Source organism: Streptomyces sp. NPDC034037, assembly GCF_055575715.1.
Window position 1 is genome coordinate 1 of sequence record NZ_JBVISC010000021.1, and the last position, 2,128, is coordinate 2,128.

Annotated in this window: 1 protein-coding gene; it reads right to left on the reverse strand. The window is 71.9% G+C overall.

Annotated elements, in window-relative coordinates; all coding sequences use genetic code 11:
* On the reverse strand, positions 1 to 2,128 hold a 2,128-nt coding region (locus ACZ516_RS33835; RefSeq protein WP_469013615.1), incomplete at both ends, for a condensation domain-containing protein.

Genomic DNA, 2,128 nt, shown 5'->3' on the forward strand with positions numbered 1-2,128 from the left:
CCCTCGAACCACTCATGCACACACCGCTCCTGTGCCACCAGACCGGCCGGAGCCTCGTTCCACTCCTCCACCACACGCCGACGCTCGGCGGCCGGCAGGACGTCGATGTCAAGGGCCTCGGTGGCGGCGCCGTCGCCCGCGGCGAGGGCGGAGACGATGCCGGACAGCGCCGTCTCGACGTATCCGACGAGCGCCTCGCACCGTACGGAGTCGTCCACGCGTACGTGCAGAGCGAGTTCGCTGCCGAAGTCGTCGAGCGAGACCACCAGCGGGTAGTTGATCGCGTCGGCCTCCGCCAGCCAGAGGATGCCCTGGCCCGCGACCGCGGACCCGGTCGTGTCGCCGTGGCCCGGCTCGAAGTGCCGGACGTTGATCACCGCGCTGAACAACGGGGTGTCGGCGTCCAGGCCGCTGCAGCGCTGCGCCAGGCTCAGCGCGCTCTGCTCGCGGGCGATCAGCTCCTTCAGGCCGGCGTCGACCTCCGCGACGAGGTCCTTGACGGAGCGATCCGCGAGGCGCACCCGCAGCGGCAGGGTGTTGATGAAGTTCCCGAGCATGCCCTCCACACCGGGAACACCCTGCAGGCGACCGGACATCACGGTTCCGAACACGACGTCGTCGCTGCCGGCGGCCGCGGCCGTGACGCACGCCCACGCGGCGTGGAACAGGGTGGCGGGGCTGATGTGCAGCCGCTTGGCCTGGGCGCGCACCTCGGCCGTGAGGTCGGCGGGCAGAGCGCGGCGCAACTGCGGGTACCGGTGGCCGTCGCCGTGCACGTCCGTCAGACCGAACGGCGTGGTCGGCTCGGTGACGTCCGCGAGCATGGCCCGGAAGTGGGCCTCCCCGTCGTCGGCGGTCGTCTGGCGCAGGGTGTGGGCGACGAAGTCGCGGTACGGCGCGGGCGCCTTGAGCAGCGCGGCCCGGCCCGCCATGTGGGTCGCCAGCTCCTGCAGGACGAGCCGCAGTGTCGTGGCGTCCTCGATGAGGTGATGGGCGCTCAGGAGCATGTAGCGCCGCTCGGAGTGCGGGTCCTCGGCGACGAGGAGCCGCAGCAGGGGTGCGCCGTCGACCCGCATGCGCCGGGGGCTGTCCAGCAGGGCGCGCGCCTGCTCCTCGGCGTCCATGCCGGCGTCGAGGCGCGTCCGCTCGACCGTCAGACGGGCGGTGCGGTGCACTACCTGCACGGGCTCGGGCAGGTCGGCGGTGAGCACGGCGGTGCGCAGCACGTCGTGCCGGTCGATCAACGCCTGCAGCGCCTCCGTGAAGGAGACGCACACCTTTTCGTCGTCGGCGGCGAGGAGGACGGAGACCAGGTAGGGGTCGTTGGCCGGGTCGAGGAGGTGGTGGAAGAGGATGCCCTCCTGCGCGGGCGCCAGCGGATAGACGTCTTGGACGTTGGGCGCGCCGCCGGGCACGGTGGCGACGACCGTGTCGATCTGCTCCTGGGTCAGCGCGACCAGGGGCAGCATGTCCGGGGTGATGCGCGGGCAGCCGAGCGGGATCAGGTTCGGCGGCACGCCGTCGTCCGTGACGTCGGTGTCGGCCCGCGCCCCGTCGATCTCCTCCGCGAGGCGGGCCAGCGTCGGGCTGCTGAACATGCTGCGCACCGAGACCTCGTGACCCAGCTCCTTCAGCTTGGCCGCCAGGACCGTGATGAGCAGGGAATGGCCGCCGAGCTCGAAGAAGTTGTCGTCGGCGCCGACGCGGGCCTCGTCGAAGCCGAGGAGCTCCGCCCAGACCGCGGCGAGCGCCCGCTCGGTGGGGGTGCTCGGCGCCACGTACGCGCGCTGGGTGTAGGCGTCGATGGCGGGGGCCGGCAGGGCCTTGCGGTCGAGCTTGCCGTTGGTGGTCAGCGGCAGGGTGTCCAGGGCGATGTAGGCGCTGGGGACCATGTACTCGGGGAGCGTGCGCTCGACGTGCCGCCCGAGCTCGGCGCGCAGGTCCGTCTTCGCGTGCGCGTCCTCCAGGACGACGTACGCGACGAGCTGCTTGTTGCCGGGCTGGTCCTCGCGGGCCATGACCACGCAGGAGCGGACCGCTTCGTGTCCGGCGAGGGCGGCTTCGATCTCCCCGAGCTCGATGCGGAAGCCACGGATCTTGACCTGATCGTCATTGCGGCCCAGGTACT